The organism is Metapseudomonas resinovorans (genome assembly GCF_002003485.1).
In the GTDB taxonomy this organism is placed as follows: domain Bacteria; phylum Pseudomonadota; class Gammaproteobacteria; order Pseudomonadales; family Pseudomonadaceae; genus Metapseudomonas; species Metapseudomonas resinovorans_D.
In genome coordinates, this window is record NZ_BDMA01000065.1 from 38,582 (window position 1) to 57,267 (window position 18,686).

An 18,686-nucleotide genomic window follows, 5' to 3' on the forward strand; every position below is an offset into this window, starting at 1 on the left:
CTATCTCACCGAACGCAGGGGGGATGCGAAGCGCGGCAGCACCCGGGCCAGCACTTCAGCGACATAACCGAGGAACAGGGTGCCGAGGGAGCTCTTGTAGTGCTGCGGATCGGGACTGCCGATGGCGAGCACGCCGTGCAGGCCCTGGTGAGTCAGGCTGACCACAGCGGCGGAGCCCACCTGGTCGCGTTCTTCGGCACCGAATAGGAACTCCAGTTCATGGCTGCGCAGCACGCCGCAGATGGTCTTGCCGCCGGCCAGCAGGCCGCCGATGCTCTGGTGGGCTTCGGCGGTGGTGACACTGCGGCCCACCGGCAGGGTGATCTCGCTGAACAGGATGAGGCTGACGAAGGGCACCTGGAATTCGTGGCGCAGGCTGTCTTCCACGGCGCCGACCACTTCTTCCAGGCTGGAGGCGTCGAGCAGGTCGAGCACCAGGCGCCGGGTCTTATCGAACAGACGGTCGTTCTCCCGGGCCACGTCCATCAGCTGTGACAGGCGATGACGCATCTCGATGTTGCGCTCGCGCAGTAGCTTCACCTGGCGTTCCACCAGGGATACGGCATCGCCGGGCTGGTGGGGAATACGCATCTCGGGGATCAGTTCCTCGTGCTGGACGAAGAACTCCGGATGGAGGCGCAGGTAAGCTGCCACCGTTTCGGAGTCGAGATGCTGCGGCTGGTCCTGCTGCTGGTCGGTCATAGGCGAACCTGTCCTTCGAATACGCGGACGGCGGGTCCGGTCATCATAACGGGCTGGCCCGGACCGGCCCACTCGATCAGCAGCCGGCCACCCGGCAAGTCGAGTTGCACCGGGGAGTCCATCCAACCCTGGCGGATCGCAGCCACTGCAGCGGCGCAGGCGCCAGTGCCGCAGGCCTGGGTTTCCCCGGCGCCGCGTTCCCAGACGCGCAGCTTCGCCTGCTTGCGGTCGACGATTTGCAGGAAGCCCACGTTTACCCGCTGCGGGAAACGTGGATGGTTTTCCAGCTTCGGTCCGAGGCTATGCACCGGAGCGGTGGTGACATCATCGACGCGCAGCACTGCATGGGGGTTGCCCATGGAAATGGCTGCCAGCTCGACGGTCTGGCCGTCCACATCGACCGGATAAACCAGCGCTTCAGTGTCGGCGACGAAGGGAATCTGCTGCGGCACAAGGCGCGGCGGCCCCATGTCCACGGTGACCTGGCCGTCGGGACGCACATCGAGCTCGATGATGCCGCCCTTGGTTTCCACGCGGATGCGCTTTTTCACCGTCAGGCGCTTGTCGATGACGAAGCGGGCAAAGCAGCGCGCGCCGTTGCCGCACTGCTCCACTTCCGAGCCATCGGAGTTGAAGATGCGGTAGCGGAAGTCGACGTCCGGATTGGTGGGGGCCTCGACGATCAGCAGTTGGTCGAAACCGATACCCGTGTTGCGGTCGCCCCACTGCTTGGCGTGCTTGGGCTGGATGTGAGCGTGCTGGCTGACCAGGTCGAGGACCATGAAGTCGTTGCCGAGGCCGTGCATCTTGGTGAAGCGCAATAGCATGGATGCGCCCTCACTGCGGCAGCAGGCTTTCGCCGGCATAAAGGTCTTCGATAGTCTCGCGGCGGCGCACCTCGAAGGCTTGCTCGCCATCCACCAGCACCTCGGCGGCGCGGCCGCGGGTGTTGTAGTTGGAGCTCATCACGAAACCGTAGGCGCCAGCGGAGCGAATCGCCAGCAGATCACCCTCGGCCAGCACCAGGCTGCGCTCGCGGGCGAGGAAGTCGCCGGTTTCGCAGATCGGGCCGACCAGGTCGTAGGTGCGCTCGGTACCGGCATGGGGTTGCACCGGCACCACGTCCATCCAGGCCTCGTAGAGGGCCGGGCGGATCAGGTCGTTCATGGCCGCGTCGATCACCGCGAAATCCTTGTGTTCTGTGAGCTTGAGGTATTCCACCTGGGTCAGCAGCACGCCTGCGTTGGCGACTATGGAGCGACCGGGCTCGAACAGCAGCTCCAGGTTGCGACCCTGGATGCGCTGGCGCACGGCCTGGATGTACTCGCCGGGCAGCGGCGGCTGCTCATCGCGGTAGCGCACGCCAAGGCCGCCACCGAGGTCCAGGTGGCGAATGGCGACGCCGCGTTCGTTCAGTCGGTCGATCAGGTCCAGGAGGCGGTCGAGGGCATCGAGGAAGGGTTCCAGACTGGTGAGCTGGGAGCCGATATGGCAGTCGACGCCGATCACATCGAGATGGGACAGGCTGGCGGCCTGGACATAGACCGCTTCGGCCTCGTCGATGGAGATGCCGAACTTGTTTTCCTTCAGGCCCGTGGCGATGTACGGGTGGGTGCCGGCATCCACGTCGGGATTGACCCGCAGCGAGACCGGCGCCTTCACGTCCATGGCGGACGCTACGTTCTGCAGGCGCTCCAGTTCGTTGCGCGACTCGACGTTGAAGCAGTGCACACCTGCTTCCAGGGCGCGGCGCATGTCGTCGCGGCTCTTGCCAACGCCGGAGAAGACGATGCGCTCGGGAGCGCCGCCGGCAGCCAGCACGCGTTCCAGTTCACCGCTGGACACGATATCGAAGCCCGCGCCGAGACGCGCCAGCAGGTTCAGTACACCGAGGTTGGAGTTGGCCTTGACCGCATAGCAGACCATGCCCGGCGTGCCGGCGAGGGCGTCGGCATAAGCCTTGTAACCTGCCGCGATCGCGGCGCGGGAATAGACATAGGTGGGCGTGCCGAAGCGAGCGGCGATATCGGACAGCGCTACGCCTTCCGCGAACAGCTCCCCGTCGCGGTACGTGAAAGCGTCCATGACAGCTCCCCCGATCAGCGGATGTACACGTCTTTCTGGTGTTCTTTCGCTGCTTTCTCGTCGTCAGGCATGTAAAGCGGGCCTTTCTGACCACAGCCGGCCAACAGGCAGACAGCGGCGAGCAGCGCGACGAAGGGTGCGTGGAGTCGCTTCATGACGGAGTCCTTGCAGAAAACGTGAATTGTTCCGGAGTATACCGACCCCCCGCCGCCTTGCCTATTCGGTGAAATTCCCGCCCGGCGTGGCTTGCGGGCCTTTGCGGCGCTAGCATTGGCGACTGAAAAAGGAGCTCTCATGGACAACGCCGCATCCCTGGCCGGCTCGGTCTCGGTCGCCTATCTGCAGGGGCTGGTGGAGCGTATCGAACAGTTCGGCGTGGCCCCTGCCGAGTTGCTGGGTCACGTCCAGCTGACACCCGCGATACTTTCCCAGCGCGACCAGCGCATCGCCGCCAGCGCGTACCTCGAGTTGCTTGGCCATGCCGCGCGGCTTTCCGGCGACCCGCACCTCGGCCTGCACCTGGGCGAAGCCGTTCGTCCCGGCCATTACGGCGTGTTGGGCTTCCTGCTGATGAGCTGCGCCACCCTCGCCGATGCCCTGCATCGCCAGGCGCGCTACGCGGCCCTGGTGGGCAACCTGGGTCATGTGGAATTGGCCGACGAGCCGCCGCGCGATGGGCTGGAGCCCTTGGTGGCGCACAGCTGGGCGTCCATCCTGCCCCAGCAGCGCGCACTGCTGGCGGAAGAAACCCTGTCCGGCTGGGTGACCTTCGGTCGCTGGATAACCGGGCTGGACATCCCGCCAACCGAAGTGCGCTTCCAGCATCCCGCGCCAGCTGACACTGCCGAACACCAGCGGATCTTCCGTTGCCCGGTGCTGTTCGGCCAGGCAGACAATGCCCTGATTTTCCCCAAACGCCTGTTGGCGACGCCGCTCGGCCAGGCCGATGCCGAAGTGCGCCGGCTGTTCGATGGTTACGCCGAGCGTCTGCTCAGCGAGTTGCGCCAGGGTCACAGCGTGCTGGACCGGGCCCGCGAACTGCTGGCCGCGCAGTTGTCTGCCGATGGGCCCGACCTGGAGCGCCTGGCCGACGAACTGGCGTTGAGTCCTCGCACCCTGCAGCGCCGTCTGCGCGAGGCCGGGTTATCCTTCAGCCAGCTGGTGGATGAGACACGCCAGCAACTGGTGCTGCACTACCTGCGTGATCCGACCCTGGAGCTGGCCGATATTGCCTTCCTGGTCGGTTTCAGTGAACCCGGCTCCCTCGGCCGCGCCTTCCGGCGCTGGACCGGACAGAGCCTTGGCGAGTACCGTCGCCCTCCATCCCAAATGCCTTGAGGTAAACCCCGATGAGTTTGAGCGAAGCCCGATTCCACGACCTGGTCGATGAAGCCCAGGAGCGCGTGGAAGACGTGTTCGATGACAGCGACCTGGACCTGGATCTGGAGAACAGCGCCGGCGTGCTCACCGTGCGTTTCGAGAACGGCAGCCAGGTGATTCTCAGCCGCCAGGAACCGCTGCGTCAGCTCTGGGTGGCAGCGCGCTCGGGGGGCTTCCACTTCGACTATGATCAGGCCAGCGGTCGCTGGATCTGCGACAGCAGCGATGAGCCGCTGGGTGAGCTCCTCAACCGAGTGACCCGCGAGCAGGCGGGCGAAGACCTTGAGTTCGACGAACTCTGATAGCGCACCTCCCGCACGTCACCCGTCGCCCTGCATCCGACATTGCTGCCTGGACGACACGGACGTGTGCGTAGGCTGTGGCCGAACTCTGGCGGAAATCTGCGAGTGGGGCGCGGCGAACGACCAGCGCCGGCGCGAAATCTGTACCGCCGCCCAGCAGCGAAAGCGGCCGCTTCCCGGGTGACCGGGTGGTCTTGCCAATCGCAGGCGCGCTGACGTACTGTCGGGCTTCCGGCAATTTTGTCCGGGAAGACAGAATCTGAAACCCCGCCCTCGGGCGGGGTTTCGCTTTTCTTGCACACTGAACAAGGAGTCGCGCGTTCGCCATGAACACCCACCCGCCCATCACCATTACCCGTCTCGACCTGCAACGCCTGGAGCGCCTGCTCGACAGCCTGGAGGAGTTCGGCCCCGCCGCCGAGGCGCTGGAGAGCGAGCTGGCTCGCGCCCAGGTGGTTGGCCATGAGGAGGTTCCGCCGGGCGTCGTCACCATGAACTCGCGCGTGCATTGCCGCGAGGAAAGCAGTGGCAAGGACTACCACCTGACCCTGGTCTACCCGGAAGACGCGGGTGGCGAAGGCAAGGTTTCCATTCTCGCCCCGGTGGGCAGCGCGCTGCTCGGCCTGTCCGTCGGTCAGCACATCGACTGGCCGGTACCCGGCGGCAAGACTCTCAAGCTGACCCTGCTGGCCGTTGAATACCAGCCGGAAGCGGCGGGCGAATACGCTCGCTGATTCATCCTCTGCTGTTTGTTCGGGCTGTAGGGGCGATTTCAATCGCCAAGCGGACCGCAGGTTCGCCCCTACAAGTCCCATTTCCCAGGGGCCGGTTCGGGTAGGTTGGTCTGAGCTCCGCGAAGCCCAACGTTTGCAGCTGAATCCGCCCGTTGGGCTTCGTGGGCTCAGCCACAACCTACGGCAGGACTTCGTCCTGCATCGCGAATGAATTCGCTCCCACAAGTCCCATTTCCCCGGGGCCGGTTCGGGTAGGTTGGGCTGAGCTCTGCGAAGCCCAACTTTTGCAGCTGAGTCCGCCCGTTGGGCTTCGTGGGCTCAGCCACAACCTACGACAGGACGTCGCCCTGCATTTAGCTTTCTCGCAATGCGCGGTTCAGCCTTTCTTCCAGCTCCACCTTGTAGCGCAGGTAGTGCACCGTCTGCGCCTGGCCTTTGCCGGGGATGCGCGACAGGTCGAGATCGGTGATGTAGCAGGGATAGCGCTCCGGCTCGCGGCGCTGGGCGAGGATATGCCGGGCCACGGCCGCGAACAGGCCTGAGCCGTATTCCAGCTCGGAGAATTCGCGGTGGTTGCAGTAGAGCGTCACGTGCACCAGGCCCTGCTCGGCGGGTTCGACGATGGCCTGTACGTCGTAGAAAGGATGGCTGACCGCGGCTGAAGGCGCCGCTCGGCGTTCCAGGTGACGGCCCTGGCGCAGCACTTCGTAGTAGAAAATTTCCGGTGCCAGCGCAGGGAGCGGGCTGTCCAGTGGCAGCAGCGCGTTGCGCCGGTAGAGCAGTGATTGCAGGAAACGGTGCAGCGGCGTCAGCAGGCTCTGCTCGTCGCGGAACGGCAGGCGCTGGCGCCAGAGCGCGTTGTGCTCGTCCAGCAGGCTGATCTCGGCACTGTCGCCGTCCTGGCGATAGAACACCTGAATGCAGCTCGGTCGACCCAGGGGCAGGATCACCGCCAGATCCTGTTCCGCCAGGGCATGGCGGTCCAGTTGCAGTGGACTGTATCTCGGCAGATCGCGGCCCAGGTGTTCGACCAGGGCGGGCAGGTCGGCCAGGCTGGCGTGGCTGACTTGCCCCGGCTCCAGTTGCAGCACATGGAAGCGCTGCTGCACCTGCAGCAGGAATCGCGGCACGCCGGCGGTTCCAAGCAGCTCCTGAGCGTCGTCGAACAGTTCCTGTACCCGCTGGCTGATGGCCTGGGCGCGATTGCGGCAGAAGCTGCGCACTTTCAGCCCTGGTCGGGCACCGCTGGCCGGCAGACTGTTGAGGTAATCGCGCAGGCAGGCGAGCAGGGCGTCGGGCCCCTCGTAGCGGCTCACGAGCAATTCGTTCCAACTGTTCAAGGTCACCTGGTCGATGGTCACCACCAGGTTCTCGCGTACGCCTGAGTAGCCGAGGGCGTCGGTGCGCTCGGTGGTCATGTGGAGATTCTTCTGGCTGTGTTGCCTCAGCGGGTCGATCCCGACGTTCACCAGCAGCAGCACTTCCGATGGCACCCCCGCGCGCAGCAGGGCGTTTTCATCCACCTGTCCCAGCGGCAGGGGAAAGGTCTGCTGCAGGCTGGTCAGCAGGTTGGACAACTCGTGTTCGGTCAGGTCGCTGTTGCCCGGATGCAGGGAGACGCGGGTGCCGGTATCGATCACACCATTGCGGTGGCACCAGGCGAGCAGGGGGATCAACTCGCGACTGCGCTTCAGCGGCGCGAAGTCCTGCCACTCCAGTGCGTTCAGGCTGCCGGAAAAAAGCGCCCACTGGGTGTCACCCTCGGCGTCCGGGCTGGGACCCTGGATCAGCGTCAGGGTGTCTTCGGCGATGTCTGGGGCTATCCCGGGATTGATGAACTCGATCTTGCCGGCCTTGCGTTCGAAGGCGGCATAAAGACGCCGGCCGAGTACGCCCAGGTCGCGGCTGCTGAGCGTCCCGCTGGTCTGTTCGCTGCGGGCGAACTGAGACAGGAAGCGGTAGCTGTAGGTCAGTTCGTTGACCAGCGCACGGCGCTCGGCCAGGACCTGGCGCACCTTCCACTGGCTGCGGCTGTCCAGCATCGCCAGTTGCCGATGCTGCCAGTGCCATTCGGCGGTCAGGCGTTCCAGCAGCATGCGTTGCCAGCTTTTGCTGCGATTGCGTGGCGGTCGGCTGAGCTTCTTGTTCACCTTCAGGTAGAGGCAACGGCGGATCAGTTCCAGGCGCTCGGTTTCGTTGCGTCCGCGCAGGTATTCCTCCAGCCGGCGATAAACCACCATGTAGGGGTCGAGCTCATCCAGGTCCAGGCGGTTGGCATAGACCGCCTCCTTGAAACGCAGGGACAAGCAGGCCACCCGCGGATGTTCGCTGGCGTAGACCTCGGTGAGCAGCAGTTTGAGCACTGACTTGTAGGGCGACTCGATGCCCTTGAACAACTGCCACATGCTGGCGCCGATGAACTCGCCCGGCGGGATGTGTGCCAGATGGCCGAGGTCGAGCACTTCCTCGGCACGGATGAATCGTTTCGATATCAGCGTGCGGGTGTACTCGGCGTAGCGCGCCTCTTCATACACCGGCACTAGCCACCAGAGCGGGGTGCGCCCGGCAAGCCAGATGGCGGTGCGGTAGAACTCGTCCAGCAGCAGGTAGTGCTGGGTGGTGCCGCAGTCGTCGGAGGTCAGCCGGGCCTCGCGGTCACCCTGGGTGAAGCGCGCCGGGTCGATCAGGAAGAAGTGCGCTTCGGCACCCTGGCTGGCCGCCCACTCTTCCAGCGCGCTGCACTTGCGTTGCAGTTCCGCGGTGGCGCCGGCGTCCAGTTCGGGCGCGTGGCAGACCCAGATATCCATGTCGCTTTGCTCGGCCTGGGCGACGGTGCCCAGGCTCCCCATCAGGAACAGGCCATGGATGGGCGTTGGCTGGGGGCCGCGGCGCGCCTTGTAGGCGAAGGAACGCGTCAACCGCTGGGCTTCGGCCAGCAGGTCGTCATCGGGTTCATAGGCGGCGACGCCGGCCGGCGCGGTGCCGGACACGTAGCCAGGGAGGAGCGGGTGGTTGACATGGAACAGCAGCGGCAAGAGTTTCAGGACCAGCTGCTGGCGTGTGGGGAGCGCCTGCATGGCTCGATCCAGGCGCCCGTCGTTGACCTTGAGGAAACGGGCGCGCAGCTGCGCGAGGACCTTGCGGTCGATACCGTCGTCGATGTCCGGGCGGATTTCCTGGGTACGCGTCATGCTCTGCTCATGTCCCGATGCTGGCGGCCTGGCCGGCAACTTTCGCTGCCGGCAGGCGTCCGCATTGTATCGCCCGCAATGCTGCCGACTTGAGCGGCAACGGTGTCAGGCGGGCTGAGTCAGGAGAATGGTGCGCAGGGCTTGGACGTGTTCGGCGGCATCCAGGCCGAGGCTGGTCAGATAACCGCCGTCGGGCTGGGTGATCAGGCCTTTCTCGTGCAGTCGCATGACGGCGGCCTGGGCTTTGGGGTTGGCGTTGTTGTGGACTTTCAGTCCTTCCTGGGTGTTGTCCAGGTTGAACAGGGCCAGCAGTTCGAATTCCGCGATGAGCTCGGGGGTGAAGACCATGGTCGCTCCTTGTTCTTGTTGTACAGCAAAGGCCGGCGGTGGCCGGCCGGAATCTGGAGTCTCTGGATTGTAGGCGAGGTCAGGCCTGATCTTCGGGCAGGTCTGGCAGCGCCCGCAAGGCCCTTTCGTACCAGTCGGTGTCGAAAGGACGGTCGGCCGCGAGCATGGCGTCGATCTCGTGGGCCAGGACCAGCGCCATCATCTGGAGGATTTCCTCGCGCTCGTAACCCACCAGGGTCAGCTTGTTCAGGGTGGCGCGGGCGGCGGGCGGTTCGCCGGCCTCGATCTGGTTCTCGATGGCCTGGGTCAGGGTGGCCTCGGCGAAGGCCTCTTCGCCGTCATCAATGTCGTCGGTCATGGCGATGTCCTGTCAGCGACAGCCGGACGGAGCGGGAAGCCCCATCCGGCAGGGTGGGTCAACGGCTGGCCAGCAGGTCCTTGCCGCGCTGCACGGCGGCACGCACCTGGTTCGGTGCGGTGCCACCGATGTGGTCACGGGCGTTGACCGAGCCTTCCAGGGTCAGCACGGCGAAGACATCGTCGCCGATCTGGTCGCTGAACTTGCGCAGTTCGTCGAGGCTCATCTCGGCCAGGTCCTTGCCGCTGTCCACGCCGTACTTCACGGCGTGACCGACGATCTCGTGGCAGTCACGGAATGGCAGGCCCTTGCGGACCAGGTAGTCGGCGAGGTCGGTGGCGGTGGAGAAACCGCGGCGGGCCGCTTCGCGCATGATTTCGCGCTTGGGCTTGATCGCCGGAACCATGTCGGCGAAGGCGCGCAGGCTGTCACGCAGGGTGTCGGCGGCGTCGAACAGCGGCTCCTTGTCCTCCTGGTTGTCCTTGTTGTAGGCCAGCGGTTGGCCTTTCATCAGGGTCAGCAGGCCGGTGAGGGCGCCGAACACGCGGCCGGACTTGCCGCGTACGAGCTCGGGCACGTCGGGGTTCTTCTTCTGCGGCATGATCGAGGAGCCGGTGCAGAAGCGGTCGGGCAGGTCGATGAACTGGAACTGGGCGCTGGTCCAGAGCACCAGCTCTTCGGAGAAGCGCGACAGGTGCATCATCGCCAGGGAGGCGGCGGCGCAGAATTCGATGGCGAAGTCACGGTCGGACACGCCGTCCAGGGAGTTGCCGCCAACAGCGTCGAAGCCGAGCAGCTGGCAGGTGACTTCGCGCTGGATCGGGTAGGTGGTGCCGGCCAGGGCGGCCGAACCCAGTGGCATGCGGTTGACCCGCTTGCGGCAGTCCACCAGGCGCTCATGGTCGCGGCTGAGCATCTCGAACCAGGCCAGCAGGTGGTGGCCGAAGGTTACGGGCTGCGCGGTCTGCAGGTGAGTGAAGCCGGGCATGATGGTGTCCGCTTCCGCGTCGGCCAGGCCGAGCAGGCCCTGCTGCAGGCGGGTGACCTCGCCGAGGATGGTGTCGATTTCGTCGCGCAGCCACAGGCGGATGTCGGTGGCGACCTGGTCGTTGCGAGAACGGCCGGTGTGCAGCTTCTTGCCGGTGACGCCGATGCGGTCGGTCAGACGCGCTTCGATGTTCATGTGCACGTCTTCCAGGTCCACGCGCCAGTCGAAGGTGCCGGCTTCGATCTCGCCCTGGATCTGCTTCAGGCCGTCGATGATGGCGTCACGCTCCGCCTCGCTCAGTACGCCGACCTGTGCCAGCATGGTGGCATGGGCGATCGAGCCCATGATGTCGTGGCGGTACAGGCGCTTGTCGAAGTCTACGGACGCAGTGAAGCGGGCGACGAAGGCGTCTACGGGCTCGCTGAAGCGGCCACCCCAGGACTGGTTGGTCTTGTCGGTGCTCATGGGTTCACTCGGTGAGGAAGGTGAAAGAAAGCCGATGGGCCGGAAAATACCGTCGATAATAACAGTGTTGCCGAAAAAACCGGCGCGGCCTGTCTGGTCGGGGGCCGAGCAGTTTGCTGTGGCCTTCACGGACGTGCCGTGGGTTTGATGGTTCAGTACAGGTTTTTGCCCGGCGACCCCGAACAGTCGCCTGCCGGGCCATGGGGGATATGTCCGGGATGCCGAAGCGCCTGAAAAAGAAAGCGCGTTCCAGAACCGCCAACGACGACTTCTTCCTGCCGGAACTCTGCCTGCCCGAGGCTTTGCTCGGCCTGGTGCTGCTGGCCGAACTGCTGGTGCTGGTGCTGGTGCTGGCCGAGCCCATGCTGCCCAGCTTCAACTGGGTGCGCCTCGCCCTGACTTCCCTCTTCGTGCAATGGATCGTCCTGCTTTCCGCAGCGCTTCTGTGCCAGCTACGCCCACTGCTGGCGCGCCTGCGGGCGGCGCTGGCCGGGGGTATCTGCTGTGCCTTGGTGGTAGGGCTGACACTCGCCGGAACGGCGGTGGCGGACTATTTCGACCTGGGTGGACCGCTGCCGCGCAGTGGCGAGGTCAATCTTTACCTGCGCCATGGGTTGATCAGCCTGATCATGTCGGCGCTGTTGCTGCGCTACTTCTACCTGCAGAGCCAGTGGCGCAAGCAGCAACAAGCCGAACTCAAGGCGCGAATCGAGTCCCTGCAGGCCCGCATCCGTCCGCATTTCCTGTTCAACAGCCTGAACAGCATCGCCAGCCTGGTGGTGATCGATCCGGACAAGGCCGAGCAGGCCGTGCTCGACCTTTCCGACTTGTTTCGTGCCAGCCTGGCCAAGCCCGGCACCCTGGTCGACTGGGGCGAGGAACTGGAACTGGCGAAACGATATCTGTCGATCGAGCAATATCGTCTCGGAGAACGGCTACAGTTGGATTGGCAGGTAGATGAAGTACCGGACGATCTGCCCATCCCTCAGTTGACGCTGCAGCCTTTGCTGGAGAACGCCCTGATCCACGGCATCCAGCCGCGCATCGAAGGGGGGGTGGTACGAATCGAAGCGGATTATCGCGACGGCATGTTCCGCCTCTGCGTGAGCAACCCTTACGAAGAGGTCCAGGGGCAGTCGCCATCGCGAGGCACCCAACAGGCTCTACGCAATATCGACGCGCGCCTGACGGCACTTTTCGGGCCGCGGGCAAGTCTCAGCGTGGAGCGCCGTGACGGCCGCCACTTCACCTGTCTACGCTATCCTTGTGCGAGACTCACGCAGGAAGCCCGTGCGATATGAATGTCCTGATCGTCGACGATGAACCCCTTGCCCGCGAGCGCCTCAGCCGCCTGGTAGGCGACCTCGAGGGATACCGTGTCCTGGAGCCTGCCGCCAGCAATGGCGAGGAGGCGCTCACGCTGATAGACAGCCTCAAGCCGGATGTCGTTCTACTCGACATTCGCATGCCTGGCCTGGATGGGCTGCAAGTGGCCGCCAAGCTCTGCGAGCGTGAGGCGCCACCGGCGGTAATCTTCTGTACGGCCCACGACGAGTTCGCCCTCGAGGCCTTCCAGGTCAGCGCTGTTGGCTACCTGGTCAAGCCCGTGCGCTCCGAGTCGCTGGCCGAGGCGCTGAAGAAGGCCGAGCGACCGAACCGTGTACAACTCGCTGCGCTGACCCGACCTGCCGCGGTTAGCGGGAGCGGTCCCCGAAGTCACATCAGCGCGCGAACCCGGAAAGGCATCGAGCTGATTCCCCTGGACCAGGTGATCTTCTTCATCGCCGACCACAAGTACGTGACCCTGCGTCACGAGCACGGTGAAGTGCTGCTGGACGAGCCGTTGAAGGCGCTCGAAGACGAGTTCGGTGACCGCTTCGTGCGTATCCACCGCAACGCGCTGGTGGCCCGAGAGCGGATCGAGCGTCTGCAACGCACCCCGCTGGGGCACTTCCAGCTCTACCTCAAGGGCATGAACGGGGAGGCCCTGACGGTCAGCCGCCGCCACGTCGCGGGCGTGCGCAAGCTGATGAACAATCTTTAGCGGCCGCTCGTCCTACGAGCGTTCGTTCGCTACGCTGATTCGACAGTCCGTGTCGTTCCGCGACAACCGCCCGCGCCCTTGCCGCACGCGGGCCTGTTATGATTCCGGGCATTAACGTTTCCGGAAATGATCATGTCCCGCGAGATCCGTATTGCCACCCGCAAGAGTGCCCTGGCCCTGTGGCAGGCCGAATTCGTCAAAGCCCGTCTCGAGGAGGCCCACCCCGGTCTCAAGGTCAGCCTGGTGCCGATGGTCAGCAAGGGTGACAAGCTGCTCGACGCGCCACTGGCGAAGATCGGTGGCAAGGGCCTGTTCGTGAAAGAGCTGGAAACGGCCATGCTGGAGAACGAGGCCGACATCGCCGTGCACTCCATGAAGGACGTGCCGATGGACTTCCCCGAAGGCCTCGGCCTGTATTGCATCTGCGAGCGTGAAGACCCGCGCGACGCCTTCGTCTCCAACCATTTCGACAGCCTCGACGCCCTGCCTGCCGGCAGCGTGGTCGGCACCTCCAGCCTGCGCCGCCAGGCCCAACTGCTGTCACGCCGTCCGGACCTGAAGATCCAGTTCCTGCGCGGCAACGTGAACACCCGCCTGGCCAAGCTCGATGCCGGTGAGTACGACGCCATCATCCTCGCCGCTGCAGGCCTGATCCGCCTCGGCTTCGAGGATCGCATCCGCTCTTCCATCAGCGTCGAAGAAAGCCTGCCGGCCGGTGGCCAGGGTGCCGTGGGTATCGAATGCCGCACCGCCGACAGCGAGATTCACGCCCTGCTGAAGCCGCTGCACCATCAGGACACCGCGTTGCGCGTCACCGCCGAGCGTGCCCTGAACAAGCATCTGAATGGCGGCTGCCAGGTGCCCATTGCCTGCTATGCCGTGCTTGAGGGCGACCAACTCTGGCTCCGTGGCCTGGTCGGCCAGCCCGATGGCGGCCAGCTGCTTCGCGCCGAAGGCCGCGCTGCGATCGCCGATGCCGAAGCCTTGGGCGTGAAAGTCGCCGAGGAGCTGCTGGAGCTGGGCGCCGAGGACATCCTCAAGGCCGTCTATGGCGAGGCCGGCCACCCGTGACGGGCTGGCGGTTGCTGCTGACGCGCCCTGCTGAGGAGTGCGAAGCACTGGCTGCGACCCTGGCCGAGCACCAGGTCTTCAGCAGCAGCTTGCCGCTGTTGGCCATTGAACCCCTTGAAGCATCGCCCGAGCAGCGCGACCTCATCCTCCAGCTCGACCGCTACTGCGCCGTAGTGGTGGTCAGCAAGCCGGCAGCCCGGCTGGGCCTCGACCTGATCGACCGATACTGGCTGGAGCCTCCCGCCAATCAGCATTGGTTCAGCGTGGGCGCGGCCACCGGTGCCTTGCTCGAAGACCATGGTCTACCGGTGAGCTGGCCCGCGGTGGGTGACGACAGCGAGGCGCTGTTGGCGCTTCCGCAACTGGCTGATGCCCTGTCGGTGCACGATCCCAGGGTACTGATCATGCGCGGCGAGGGTGGCCGAGATTTCCTGGCCGACTGCTTGCGCGGCCAAGGCGTCGCGGTCGACTATCTGGAACTCTATCGACGCTGCCTGCCGGACTACCCGGTGGGCACCCTGGCGCACCGCGTCGAGTCGGAACGCCTGAATGGCCTGGTGGTCAGCAGTGGCCAGGGGTTGGAAAACCTCCAGCGCCTGGCTGGCGACGCCTGGCCCGAACTGACCTGCCTGACCCTGTTCGTACCCAGCCCGCGAGTGGCCGAGCAGGCAGTTGAGGCGGGCGCGAAGAATGTTGTGGATTGCCGTGGTGCCAGTGCCGCGGCCTTGTTGGCGGCGCTTAGGCAGCATCCGGCGCCCGCCCACTGAAGCGAAGGATGGATACGTGAGCGAAGCAGAAGCCCCGAAACAAGAGCAGCCCACCACAGCCGCCGACCCCGTCACGCCTGCCAGCACCGCGCCTGCCCCCAGGGGCAATGGCCTGGCCCTCTTCGCCCTGTTGTTGGGCGCCGCCGGCGTCGCCGCGGGCGGCTGGGGCCTCTGGCAGGTACGCAGCCTGGAGTCCCGGGACCAGCAGCAACTCAGCATGGTCGAGGATGCGCGTGGCCAGACCCGCGCCCTGGCGCAGCGTGAGCAGCAGCTGACCCAGCGCCTGGAAGAGTTGCCCAGCGCCGCTGAACTGGACGAGCGCCGTCGCTTGCTGGTGGACCTGCAGGGTGATCAGCAGCAACTGCGCCAGCGCCTGGAAACCATACTCGGCGCCAGCCGAAAAGACTGGCGTCTGGCCGAAGCCGAACACCTGCTGCGGCTGGCCAGCCTGCGCCTCTCGGCATTGCAGGATATCCACAGCGCCGCCGCACTGGTTCAGGCCGCCGATGACATTCTGCGTGAGCAGGACGATCCCGGCGCCTATGCCGCTCGCGAGGAACTGGCGAAGAGCCTGGTGGCGCTGCGCAGCACCGAGCAGCCCGATCGGACCGGCCTGTTCCTCCAGTTGGGAGCCCTGCGTGAGCAGGCGGTCCAGCTCAATCCGCTGGTGCCGGCCTTCGAAGACAAGGGTGGCGTGCTCCTGGACATCGCCGCCGAAGGCGACGGTGGCAGCGCCTGGGCCGAGTGGCTGGAGAAGCTCTCGCACTACTTCCGCATCCAGCTGGATGCGAGCCAGGACATCAAACCGTTGCTCGCCGGACAGAACCTGTCCCAGGTCCGCCTCGCCCTTTCGCTCGCTCTCGAGCAGGCGCAATGGGGCGCGTTGCATGGCCAGACCCAGGTCTACCAGCAGTCGCTGCGCCAGGCCCGCGAAGTCTTGAGCGGCCACTTCAATGAAGAGAACCCGGACAGCCGTGCCCTGCTGGCGCGCCTCGACGAGCTTTCCGGCCAGCCGGTGGAGGTCAAGGCGCCTGATCTCGCCCCTGCGCTGAGCGCGTTGCAGGCCTACCTGCAGCGTACGCCGGGCGCTTCTGCAGACGAATCCGCGAAGCCGGCTGCTGCTGAGCCGGCCAAGGAGACCGGCCAATGAAGCGTCTGCTCAAGGTCCTGCTGATCCTCGCAGTGATCGGCGCGGCCGCCACCCTCATCGGCATGGCGGTGGCCCAACACAAGGGTTATGTGCTGGTGGCCTACAAGGGCTTCCGCTACGAGTCCACCCTCTGGGCCACCCTGGCGTTGCTGGCGGTGCTCTGGTTGCTGTTCGCCGGTTTGCGCTATCTGCTGCGGCTGGTGGTGATGTCCGGCGGGGTGGTCAATCCCTGGTCGCGGCGCAATGCCCGGCGCCGCGCGCGGCTGGCGTCCGAACAGGGCCTGCTGGACCTCGCCGAAGGTCGCTGGGCGCGCGCTTTGCGTCATCTCAAGCGTGCCGCTGAAAATGACCCGCAGCCATTGATCTACTACCTGGGCGCCGCCCGCGCAGCGCAGAAGATCGGCCAGACCGAAGAAGCCGAGCAACTGCTGGAGCGGGCCCTTGAACGTCAGCCCCAGGCCGAACTGGCCATCGCCCTGGCCCACGCTGAACTGCAACTGGATCGTGGCGATTCCGCGGCGGCGATGGAAACCCTGAAGGCCGTGCAAGAGCGCCACCCGCGCCATCATCAGGTTCTGCGTCAGTTGCTGCATCTGCACGAGGTGCGTGGAGACTGGGCCGCCCTGGTCGGCCTGCTACCCACCCTGCGCAAGGAAAAGGCGCTGTCGGAAAGCCAGTTGGCCGAGCTCGAACTACGTGTGTGGAGTGCCCGTCTGCATCAGGCCGGCGAAGAAGGGTTGAACGAGGGCGAAACCGCTCTGCAGCCGCTGACCCGTGCCTGGCAGCAACTGTCCTCCGCCCAGCGCAACGAGCCGCGTCTGGTGCTGGCGTTTGCCGAGCAGCTGCGCCGCCTGGGTGCCGAAGAAGAGGCCGAGGAAGCCGTGCGTGGCGCCATCAAGCGCAGCTACGACGACGATCTGGTGCGGCTCTATGGCCTCTTGCGTGGCAGTGACCCGGCCCGTCAGCTGCAGGCTGCCGAGGGCTGGCTGAAGGAACATTCCAGCGACGGTACCTTGCTGCTCACCCTGGGTCGCCTGTCCCTGCGCAATCGACTCTGGGGCAAGGCGCGGGAGTATTTCGAGAGCAGCCTGAGCTTCCGCCGCGACCCCGAGACCTGCGCGGAGCTCGCTCGCCTGCTCGCGCAGATGGGCGAGGTGGAACGCAGCAACCAACTGTTCCAGGAAGGCCTCGGCCTGCTCGATCAGCGCCTGCCGGCCTTGCCCTTGCCGACGGAAAAAATCGCCTGATAAAGAAAGGCCCGGGATCATCCCGGGCCTTTTTCATTGCTGCGGCTTTCGCGTCATTTTCCCACGTACTCGATGCGGTAGATGGCACCTGCCTGATCGTCGCTCACCAGTAGCGCACCATCCGGCGTCACCAGTACATCGGCCGGCCGGCCCCATACATCGCCGTCGTTCAGCCAGCCTTCGGCGAACACGCTCTGGCGTTTCAGGCTGCCATCCGGATTGAGCTCGACCCGCTTGATCCGATAGCCGATCTTCTCGCTGCGGTTCCATGAGCCGTGCTCGGCGATGAACAGGTTGTTGCGATACTCCGCGGGGAACTGGCTGCCGGTGTAGAAGCGCATGCCGAGCGGTGCGACGTGGGGCCCCAGCTTGGCGACAGGTGCGACGAATTCGCTACAGGGCCGCTGGGAAAACTTCGGGTCGGCCACGTCGCCGGCATGGCAGTAGGGAAAGCCGAAATGCTGACCCAGCTTTTCCAGCCGATTCAGCTCGCAATCAGGCACGTCATCGCCCATCAGATCGCGGCCGTTGTCGCTGAACCAAAGCTCACCGGTCTGCGGGTGCCAGTCGAAGCCCACCGTGTTGCGCACGCCACGCGCCACCAACTCCATATCGCTGCCATCGGCGTTCATGCGATGGATGGCAGCGTAGGTATCAGGGTCTTCGTCGCACACATTGCACGGCGCTCCCACCGGCACATACAACTTGCCGTCGGGGCCGAAGGCGATGAACTTCCAGCCGTGATGGGTTTCACGAGGCAGCTTCGAATAGACCACCTCGACGTCGGGTGGTGAATCGAGGCGCGACTCTATGTCGCGCAGGCGCAGGATTCTGCTGACCGCAGAGACGTAAAGGTCGCCTCCCTTGTAGGCCACGCCAACGGGCAGCTGTAGGCCGCTGGCGATGGTGCGGACCTCGCCGCTGGCGGGCTGCAGCGCATAGACCTTGCCGGCTGAATTACTGCCAACGAACAAAGTGCCGCGGTCACCCCAGGTCATCTCCCGGGCATTGGGCACCTGGTCGCTCACCAGCGTGATGCGAAAGCCCTCGGGCAGGCGAATGCGCTCCAGGGGCAGGGCGGCATTGGCGAGGCCGGGCAATAGCAGCAGCAACGGCAGGAGCAGCCGACACATGGCGGTTTTCTCCGGATAGGCAACCTCATCCAGCCTAGTCGCTTGCCTTGAAAGGCCAAGGCGCTTTCCACTACCGTAACGCCCTTTCCGATAACCCAACGGAGCCGCCATGTCCCTGGCAAGCCCGCGTTCGCTTTTCCTGTTCGCCTTCCTCGGTTGCGTCGCTGTAATGGGGGGTGCGCTGTATCTCGAGCATGCCCTCGGCCTCGAACCGTGCCCGCTGTGCATCGTCCAGCGCGTCTTCATCATCGCGTTCGGTATCGTCTGCCTGATCGCCGCACTGCATGGTCCGGAGCGCACCGGACGGCGCGTCTACGCCGTGCTGGCGCTGCTCTTCTCTTCAGGGGGCGCGGCCTTCGCCGGGCGCCAGATCTGGTTGCAGAGCGTGCCCGCGGACCAACTGCCCGCGTGCCTGCCGAGCTTCGATTACATGATGGAAGCCTGGCCGTTCCTGCAGATCATCAAGACCATGCTGCATGGCACTGCCGATTGCGCCGCCGTGACCTGGACCCTGTTCGGCATGAGCATTCCCGAGTGGAGCCTGCTGGCCTTCATCGGCTGCATCCTGTTCTCGCTCTACCAGCTGCTGCGTCGCACCTGATCGCTCCAGGCGCATGGCTTTGCCATGCGCCTTTCGGGCGCGCTTTTCCCTCCCTTCCCGCACTCTCCAGCGCTGCGCCAATCCGCCGCCCCAGCCCCAAAGCTCCGGCCAGACGGGCCG

At 65.3% G+C, this 18,686-nt stretch carries 20 protein-coding genes; 11 read left to right on the top strand and 9 right to left on the bottom strand.

Translation table 11 applies throughout. The features are described 5' to 3' along the window. Genes MnOB_RS17830 through lptM form a run of 4 tightly spaced genes read right to left on the bottom strand, consistent with a single transcriptional unit; the run spans position 1 to position 2,942 of the window. Positions 1-702 carry a DUF484 family protein gene (locus MnOB_RS17830; RefSeq protein ID WP_077525564.1) on the bottom strand — a complete coding sequence of 234 codons (702 nt, stop codon included), beginning with the start codon at positions 700-702 and terminating at the stop codon, positions 1-3. Continuing rightward, positions 699-1,529 (bottom strand): diaminopimelate epimerase, encoded by an 831-nt coding sequence (gene dapF / locus MnOB_RS17835; protein WP_077525706.1) that lies wholly within the window; start codon positions 1,527-1,529, stop codon positions 699-701. Before dapF ends, MnOB_RS17830 begins: the two co-directional genes overlap by 4 nt. A gap of 10 nt (positions 1,530-1,539) precedes the next feature. Next, on the bottom strand, positions 1,540-2,787 hold the full coding sequence (lysA, locus tag MnOB_RS17840; protein ID WP_077525565.1) for a diaminopimelate decarboxylase: 1,248 nt from the start codon (positions 2,785-2,787) through the stop codon (positions 1,540-1,542). 14 nt (positions 2,788-2,801) lie between these two features. Continuing rightward, positions 2,802-2,942, bottom strand: a complete 141-nt coding sequence (gene lptM / locus MnOB_RS17845) for an LPS translocon maturation chaperone LptM (protein ID WP_077525566.1) — start codon at positions 2,940-2,942, stop codon at positions 2,802-2,804. A gap of 139 nt (positions 2,943-3,081) precedes the next feature. Between lptM and MnOB_RS17850 the strand changes: the two genes are divergently transcribed. From MnOB_RS17850 to rnk, 4 genes are all read left to right on the top strand, one after another. Further along, entirely contained in the window at positions 3,082-4,125 is a 1,044-nt protein-coding gene (locus tag MnOB_RS17850; RefSeq protein WP_077525567.1) for an AraC family transcriptional regulator, read from the top strand. Between the two features lie 11 nt (positions 4,126-4,136). Further along, complete coding sequence (cyaY, locus tag MnOB_RS17855; RefSeq protein ID WP_077525568.1) at positions 4,137-4,469, top strand: iron donor protein CyaY; 333 nt, start codon at positions 4,137-4,139, stop codon at positions 4,467-4,469. Further along, a complete protein-coding gene (locus MnOB_RS17860) occupies positions 4,450-4,653 on the top strand; it encodes a DUF1289 domain-containing protein (protein WP_077525569.1) in 204 nt (67 codons plus the stop codon). Before cyaY ends, MnOB_RS17860 begins: the two co-directional genes overlap by 20 nt. A gap of 142 nt (positions 4,654-4,795) precedes the next feature. Next, positions 4,796-5,203, top strand: coding sequence for a nucleoside diphosphate kinase regulator (rnk, locus tag MnOB_RS17865; RefSeq protein ID WP_077525570.1), 408 nt, complete (start codon positions 4,796-4,798; stop codon positions 5,201-5,203). A gap of 353 nt (positions 5,204-5,556) precedes the next feature. Here the strand turns inward: rnk and MnOB_RS17870 are convergent, their stop codons facing one another. The 4 genes from MnOB_RS17870 to argH form a co-directional block, all read right to left on the bottom strand. Further along, complete coding sequence (locus tag MnOB_RS17870; protein ID WP_077525571.1) at positions 5,557-8,394, bottom strand: class I adenylate cyclase; 2,838 nt, start codon at positions 8,392-8,394, stop codon at positions 5,557-5,559. A 105-nt stretch (positions 8,395-8,499) separates the two neighbouring features. Continuing rightward, a complete protein-coding gene (locus tag MnOB_RS17875; protein ID WP_077525572.1) occupies positions 8,500-8,742 on the bottom strand; it encodes a TIGR02647 family protein in 243 nt (80 codons plus the stop codon). 79 nt (positions 8,743-8,821) lie between these two features. Continuing rightward, positions 8,822-9,100, bottom strand: coding sequence for a hypothetical protein (locus MnOB_RS17880; RefSeq protein ID WP_077525573.1), 279 nt, complete (start codon positions 9,098-9,100; stop codon positions 8,822-8,824). Between the two features lie 58 nt (positions 9,101-9,158). Further along, a complete protein-coding gene (gene argH / locus MnOB_RS17885) occupies positions 9,159-10,553 on the bottom strand; it encodes an argininosuccinate lyase (protein WP_077525574.1) in 1,395 nt (464 codons plus the stop codon). A 218-nt stretch (positions 10,554-10,771) separates the two neighbouring features. Here argH and MnOB_RS17890 point away from each other — a divergent pair, with 218 nt between their 5' ends. The 6 genes from MnOB_RS17890 to MnOB_RS17915 all read left to right on the top strand — a co-directional run bounded on the left by MnOB_RS17890 (position 10,772) and on the right by MnOB_RS17915 (position 16,832). Next, positions 10,772-11,854, top strand: coding sequence for a sensor histidine kinase (locus tag MnOB_RS17890; protein WP_077525575.1), 1,083 nt, complete (start codon positions 10,772-10,774; stop codon positions 11,852-11,854). Continuing rightward, positions 11,851-12,597, top strand: a complete 747-nt coding sequence (locus tag MnOB_RS17895; protein WP_077525576.1) for a LytR/AlgR family response regulator transcription factor — start codon at positions 11,851-11,853, stop codon at positions 12,595-12,597. Before MnOB_RS17890 ends, MnOB_RS17895 begins: the two co-directional genes overlap by 4 nt. A 129-nt stretch (positions 12,598-12,726) precedes the next feature. Next, on the top strand, positions 12,727-13,668 hold the full coding sequence (hemC, locus tag MnOB_RS17900; protein ID WP_199824552.1) for a hydroxymethylbilane synthase: 942 nt from the start codon (positions 12,727-12,729) through the stop codon (positions 13,666-13,668). Beyond that, positions 13,665-14,435: a uroporphyrinogen-III synthase gene (locus tag MnOB_RS17905; RefSeq protein ID WP_077525578.1), complete on the top strand. Its 771-nt coding sequence runs from the start codon at positions 13,665-13,667 to the stop codon at positions 14,433-14,435. Before hemC ends, MnOB_RS17905 begins: the two co-directional genes overlap by 4 nt. 16 nt (positions 14,436-14,451) lie before the next feature. Beyond that, entirely contained in the window at positions 14,452-15,585 is a 1,134-nt protein-coding gene (locus MnOB_RS17910) for a uroporphyrinogen-III C-methyltransferase (protein WP_077525579.1), read from the top strand. Beyond that, positions 15,582-16,832, top strand: a complete 1,251-nt coding sequence (locus MnOB_RS17915; RefSeq protein ID WP_077525580.1) for a heme biosynthesis HemY N-terminal domain-containing protein — start codon at positions 15,582-15,584, stop codon at positions 16,830-16,832. The genes MnOB_RS17910 and MnOB_RS17915 overlap by 4 nt, the downstream gene beginning before the upstream one ends. A gap of 53 nt (positions 16,833-16,885) precedes the next feature. Here the strand turns inward: MnOB_RS17915 and MnOB_RS17920 are convergent, their stop codons facing one another. Next, positions 16,886-17,965 carry a PQQ-dependent sugar dehydrogenase gene (locus tag MnOB_RS17920; protein WP_077525581.1) on the bottom strand — a complete coding sequence of 360 codons (1,080 nt, stop codon included), beginning with the start codon at positions 17,963-17,965 and terminating at the stop codon, positions 16,886-16,888. Between the two features lie 109 nt (positions 17,966-18,074). Between MnOB_RS17920 and MnOB_RS17925 the strand changes: the two genes are divergently transcribed. Beyond that, positions 18,075-18,566 (top strand): disulfide bond formation protein B, encoded by a 492-nt coding sequence (locus tag MnOB_RS17925; protein ID WP_077525582.1) that lies wholly within the window; start codon positions 18,075-18,077, stop codon positions 18,564-18,566. Positions 18,567-18,686: the final 120 nt, after the last annotated feature.

Excerpts from the sequence above, each read along its gene's own strand:
- MnOB_RS17830 (WP_077525564.1), bottom strand. The coding sequence starts at position 702 with ATGACCGACCAGCAGCAGGACCAGCCGCAGCATCTCGACTCCGAAACG.
- dapF (WP_077525706.1), bottom strand. The coding sequence starts at position 1,529 with ATGCTATTGCGCTTCACCAAGATGCACGGCCTCGGCAACGACTTCATG.
- lysA (WP_077525565.1), bottom strand. The coding sequence starts at position 2,787 with ATGGACGCTTTCACGTACCGCGACGGGGAGCTGTTCGCGGAAGGCGTA.
- lptM (WP_077525566.1), bottom strand. The coding sequence starts at position 2,942 with ATGAAGCGACTCCACGCACCCTTCGTCGCGCTGCTCGCCGCTGTCTGC.
- MnOB_RS17850 (WP_077525567.1), top strand. The coding sequence starts at position 3,082 with ATGGACAACGCCGCATCCCTGGCCGGCTCGGTCTCGGTCGCCTATCTG.
- cyaY (WP_077525568.1), top strand. The coding sequence starts at position 4,137 with ATGAGTTTGAGCGAAGCCCGATTCCACGACCTGGTCGATGAAGCCCAG.
- rnk (WP_077525570.1), top strand. The coding sequence starts at position 4,796 with ATGAACACCCACCCGCCCATCACCATTACCCGTCTCGACCTGCAACGC.
- MnOB_RS17870 (WP_077525571.1), bottom strand. The coding sequence starts at position 8,394 with ATGACGCGTACCCAGGAAATCCGCCCGGACATCGACGACGGTATCGAC.
- MnOB_RS17875 (WP_077525572.1), bottom strand. The coding sequence starts at position 8,742 with ATGGTCTTCACCCCCGAGCTCATCGCGGAATTCGAACTGCTGGCCCTG.
- MnOB_RS17880 (WP_077525573.1), bottom strand. The coding sequence starts at position 9,100 with ATGACCGACGACATTGATGACGGCGAAGAGGCCTTCGCCGAGGCCACC.
- argH (WP_077525574.1), bottom strand. The coding sequence starts at position 10,553 with ATGAGCACCGACAAGACCAACCAGTCCTGGGGTGGCCGCTTCAGCGAG.
- MnOB_RS17890 (WP_077525575.1), top strand. The coding sequence starts at position 10,772 with ATGCCGAAGCGCCTGAAAAAGAAAGCGCGTTCCAGAACCGCCAACGAC.
- MnOB_RS17895 (WP_077525576.1), top strand. The coding sequence starts at position 11,851 with ATGAATGTCCTGATCGTCGACGATGAACCCCTTGCCCGCGAGCGCCTC.
- MnOB_RS17915 (WP_077525580.1), top strand. The coding sequence starts at position 15,582 with ATGAAGCGTCTGCTCAAGGTCCTGCTGATCCTCGCAGTGATCGGCGCG.
- MnOB_RS17920 (WP_077525581.1), bottom strand. The coding sequence starts at position 17,965 with ATGTGTCGGCTGCTCCTGCCGTTGCTGCTGCTATTGCCCGGCCTCGCC.
- MnOB_RS17925 (WP_077525582.1), top strand. The coding sequence starts at position 18,075 with ATGTCCCTGGCAAGCCCGCGTTCGCTTTTCCTGTTCGCCTTCCTCGGT.